The 4,363-nt window shown below is 61.0% G+C and carries 4 protein-coding genes; all 4 read right to left on the bottom strand.

Going from position 1 to position 4,363, the window contains the following annotated elements:
• Positions 1-168: 168 nt before the first annotated feature.
• The 4 genes from BLQ77_RS27940 to BLQ77_RS27925 are packed head-to-tail and all read right to left on the bottom strand — an operon-like array spanning position 169 to position 4,051.
• On the bottom strand, positions 169-876 hold the full coding sequence (locus BLQ77_RS27940; protein ID WP_054540558.1) for a UPF0149 family protein: 708 nt from the start codon (positions 874-876) through the stop codon (positions 169-171).
• Positions 873-1,829 (bottom strand): ExeA family protein, encoded by a 957-nt coding sequence (locus BLQ77_RS27935; protein ID WP_082386778.1) that lies wholly within the window; start codon positions 1,827-1,829, stop codon positions 873-875. Before BLQ77_RS27935 ends, BLQ77_RS27940 begins: the two co-directional genes overlap by 4 nt.
• Positions 1,830-1,866: 37 nt before the next feature.
• A complete protein-coding gene (locus BLQ77_RS27930) occupies positions 1,867-3,477 on the bottom strand; it encodes a DDE-type integrase/transposase/recombinase (protein WP_089964311.1) in 1,611 nt (536 codons plus the stop codon).
• Between the two features lie 10 nt (positions 3,478-3,487).
• The gene (locus tag BLQ77_RS27925; protein ID WP_054540556.1) at positions 3,488-4,051 is read right to left on the bottom strand and encodes a recombinase family protein; all 564 of its coding nucleotides are present in this window, start codon (positions 4,049-4,051) and stop codon (positions 3,488-3,490) included.
• Between the last annotated feature and the right edge of the window lie 312 nt (positions 4,052-4,363).

The following is a 4,363-nucleotide window of genomic DNA, read 5'->3' as shown; positions in this document are numbered from 1 at the left end:
TGTAACGACCTGCAAACATAATCATCTCGGCTTGCAATCATCGCGATTTTGGGCCCGGATTACTTGCGTTTATCCGGGGCGGTGAACCCGCATTATTTGCGAATGAGCCCGGATTATTTGCAACCGGCCTGCAATCATCGGGCCAAACCCGGATTACGTGCGAACGAGTTAATGCAGCATGGAACGGCGCCCGCAGCACTGTTTGAACTTCTTGCCGGACCCGCAGGGGCAAGGCTCGTTCCGGCCGGTCTTGCCGCCTGACCGGATGAATGTCCCGGATGGCGGCGTGTAAAGATTGCGCTGTTTCAAAAAATACCGGTGCATGCGCATGACGCCTGCGGCGGCGCCAACCAGCAGATCCTGCCGTTGACCCTCGGTGACAGGATCATCGAAGGGGCGCATTTCCGGGTCTTCATGATGTTCATAGGCGAGTGCCCATATCGGCACCATGGCACCGCCTTCAGCTTCATCCTCCATGATCTGGAACCAGATATCGCGCCGCAGCTCGGTTCCGCGCAGGAACCCCTGCGCCCAGTCGTTGGCCTGGTATCTGCCATTCTCATCTTCCAGCACGAGAGGCAGGTATACCTCCTCGGAATCGAGCTGGTGGTTCACATGGTTCCAGTGCCGGTTGACCAGTTCGACAAACAGTTCGGCCTCCGCCATGTCCTCAAAGACCAGATCGCCGTCTTCCGTCGCGCCGTTTTGTAGGACGGGCATGTATTCGCTTGGCATGACCAGATCCGGACAACAAGCCAGCGCCGCGAAGAAGCCGTCGAGCGCTTCGACATTCGGGATTGCGCCGCCGCGCACCCGGCCAAGGAATTCTCCCAGCCTGCGTTCTTCGCTGTCGGAAAGTTCGGTATTGCGTTTCATATCGGCAGCCCCGCTTTTCGCATGAGGGTTGAGAGTTCGTCGGTTCTGTCTGTATCCAGCTGGCCCTTGAGGAAGCGGCGGATTTCGGGAAGGCGGGTGTCGGTCAGATCGGCCAGCGCCTTGGGGCTGTAGCCGATCCGGGCCAGCCGGGCGTCAAGATCGTCAAAGCCGACCGAAATGGTTTCCTCTACGATCTCGCGCGTGACCTGATCCGCGCCCATCCGGTAGGCATCGGCAAAGGCCCGGTTCAGGTGTTCGGCAAACTGCAAGGGCGTGGAAAGACGCTCCGCAAGATACTGCTGCGCCGCATCCTCAAAGACGTCCAGCGGCTCAACCCTTTCGGCCAGGCATTGTCCGAGAAGCCAGGACACGAATTCACGGCGTTCGTCGCCGATGCTGCTGAATTCGAACTTCACCGTCCGGTGGCCGACTTCCTCCATCGTGGCGCGGCGCAGGTCATTTCTGAGCCGCGGGTGGCCAACCAGCACCACGGACAGGGTGCCGCCCCCGGCGCCGATGACTTCCCGCAGCCGTTTCAAGCCGTTAAGCGTATTGCCGTGCAGGTCATGGGCTTCGTCGATGAAGAGGGCAATCGGCTTTTTGGCCTTGCGCACGGCCTCTTGAAGCAGCCGCTCCCGGCGCTCGGGCTGGGTTGGAACTTTCATGTCCGGATCGCCGCTAATGTCGAGAAAGAGCGCCGTGATCAGGGCCGGCAGCACCACGCGCGGCTTGTCCACCGAGAGGCTGCGCGCCACGATGATTTTCTTGTCGGCCGTGATCTGTTCCTGAAGACGGTTGATCATCACTGTCTTGCCGACCCCCACAGGGCCGGAAATGGCGATCAGATGCCCGGCCATAATGGCGGCCATCACGTCCTCCCGGAACTGGGTCAGGCGTTCGGTCTCGAAATACCCCGCCTGGTTCCACGGCCGCTCGATGCGGAAATGTTTCATGACCTGTCTGCTGAGCATGTGACCCGCCCCCTTCCTGTCATTGTTCGCGCCGGAAGCGCTGCTTGATTGCCGCCTCGATCTCGGCCTTGTTGAGCGTCCGGCCAACCAGATCGCCGATGAAGGCACGGTCCTCCTGCGAGAGTTCAGCAAGCGGCCGGTCCAGCAGATAGGAAATGGCCCGCCGTGCGCTCAGCGCATTCTCATAGGAAATCTGCCCCCAAGGGTCCGGATCGCTGAAGCGGACCTTGGGCAGCGGCACAATCTCGGCCGGGGCCGCGTCCAAACCTGACCCGCCAAGAGCGGCACGCGGCAAGCTGATCTGCTCGGCCAGTTTGGCTACCGCCTCGGCGCGCTTTTCACGGGGCGAAGATTTGCGCTTGCGATACCGGTGCAGCGGGATTGGCCCGCCCTCGGGCCGATAGGGGCCGTAGCGCTTGTCCTGCCATTCCACGAACAGCTCATGATCGAAAAGGCCCCACCACAGCAGTACCTCCTCGCCTGCGAGATCGCCATCAACCTCGTAGAAGGCCCCGTCGATGGAAACGTGCGCATCCGCTGCGACCTTCCGGCGCTCGGGCTCCCGGGCAAAGGCGCAGAAGCGTTCCCAGGAACACATCTCGCGAATACCGGTTTCTGGCAGATTGGCCACCCAATCCTCGATCCGGCTGTGCGGTTCCCGGCGATGGGGTTTGTCATTATATTTGTTGATGAAATTCCTCAGCCAGAGATTGGCCTCCGCCTCGGTTTCCGGTTCGTGGAAATGATAGAGCGTCTCATGGGCCTCCTTCACCGTCCGGAAAGGTCTTTCTACCTTGCCCTTCGACCGGGCGGTAACCCGCGCCCCGTCGGAGCCGGCGGGCATATGCGTCTTCCATTCCACCCCAAGCCGCTCCATCACCGTCTGAAACACCAAGCTCTTGGCGACGGGGCCATTGTCGAGATAGATCATCCCGGGAATGCCTTGGAACTCCGTATCCTCCTTGGGCGACATTGCATTGAACAGGAACCGCAGCGCGCTTTCCGCATCCTCGCCGTAGACGCAGCGGTACTCCTGATAGGATGTGCCGGAGCGGTCATCCACCACGCTGTAAAGCATCATCGTTGGCTGTCCCCGCTTGGGGTCCAGCCAAGCCGGCTGCGCAATATGCTTCAGATCCGAGGGGCTGATGTCAAATTGCCAGCATGCGTTGGAATGGCGGGCTTCAAAGCGGGCTGCCGGCGCCGCGCGGGTCATGCGGGGCTGGTCGTATCCCCAATCTTTCAGCCACCGGTTCACGGTCGATCGTTTCAACAGGCCTTTCGGGGGCTGCACATGGCCCTCCGGCGTCTGGACACCATGCTCTTCCAGGAGCTCGATGGCCCGGGTGGTCGAAAGATGCCGCCCTTTCCTGTTGCTCGTGCGCATCTTCAAGGCGGCGATGATCTCGCAATAGCGCGCCAGATCACGTTCCTGGATGCCACGCGGTTTCCCGCGGTCCGACCGCCGCAAGCCCTTCGGCTGATGCAGGGACTTCAGGGCGCGGTAGACCGTGGACGGGCTGACGCCAAAAAGGCCCGCGATCCGGCCAACCTCCTCCCGCCGCGCCGCTGACCGGGGCGGCAACCCGGCCAGCCGGGTTCTCAGCGCCAGCAGCGTCTCGGCCGGAATGCGGATGCCCCTATTTGCCATCGGCAAACTCAGCGACATAGGCATAGAGCGTGGCCCGTGAGATCCCCATCAGGCTGCAAATCTCCGGCACCGTGTGTTTGCGGGAGCGGTAGAGGTCCACCGCATGGGCTCGTTTCTTGCGGTCCAGCGCTTTCTTGCGGCCGCCCTTGCGGCCGCGCGCCCGCGCTGCAGTCAATCCAGCCAGGGTGCGCTCCCGGATCAGGTTGCGCTCAAACTCGGCAAGAGCGCCGAACATGTGGAAGATCAGCTGGCCGCCGCTCGACGTGGTGTCGATGGATTCCTGAAGGCTCTTCAGCCCGACGCCCATCTCCTTCAGCTCTTCGGCCCGGGCGATCAGATCCTTCAGGGATCGCCCCAACCGGTCCAGCCGCCAAACAACCAGCGTGTCACCCTCGCGCAGTTGTTCCAGGGCGCTGGTCAGGCCAGGCCTTGCTGTCTTGGCTCCGCTCGCTTTGTCCTCGAAAATCCGCTCGCATCCTGCCGATCTCAGCGCGTCATGCTGCAAGGCAAGGCTCTGATCCCCGGTCGAAATACGTGCGTAGCCAATGAGCATGAAAAACCGTCTGACAACCTGATCCGCTCACAGGAACTCATACGTTGATTTCCAGACGCGGTAAACAGACAAAATTGAGCCGTAAAATCAATCGGGAGAATTCGGCTACAGCTGCCGTCCAGCAAACGGGCGTTTGTTGAACGGCCCGTTCGCACGTAATCCGGGTTCGGCCCGATGATTGCAGGCTGGTTGCAAACAATTCGGGCTCATTCGCAAATAATGCGGGTTCGGCACCCAGGATAGACGCAAATAATCCGGGCCAAAAATCACGATGTTTGCAAGCCGAACTCAGGATGATTGCAGGCCGTTACA

Origin of the sequence: Salipiger thiooxidans (assembly GCF_900102075.1) — a bacterium.
GTDB lineage: Bacteria > Pseudomonadota > Alphaproteobacteria > Rhodobacterales > Rhodobacteraceae > Salipiger > Salipiger thiooxidans.
Note: the sequence above shows the minus strand (reverse complement) of the source record. Positions and strands in the feature narration are given on the sequence as shown.

Bases quoted from the DNA above. Each gene is read 5' to 3' on its own strand.
- BLQ77_RS27940 (WP_054540558.1), bottom strand. From the start codon at position 876: ATGAAACGCAATACCGAACTTTCCGACAGCGAAGAACGCAGGCTGGGA.
- BLQ77_RS27935 (WP_082386778.1), bottom strand. From the start codon at position 1,829: ATGAAACATTTCCGCATCGAGCGGCCGTGGAACCAGGCGGGGTATTTC.
- BLQ77_RS27925 (WP_054540556.1), bottom strand. From the start codon at position 4,051: ATGCTCATTGGCTACGCACGTATTTCGACCGGGGATCAGAGCCTTGCC.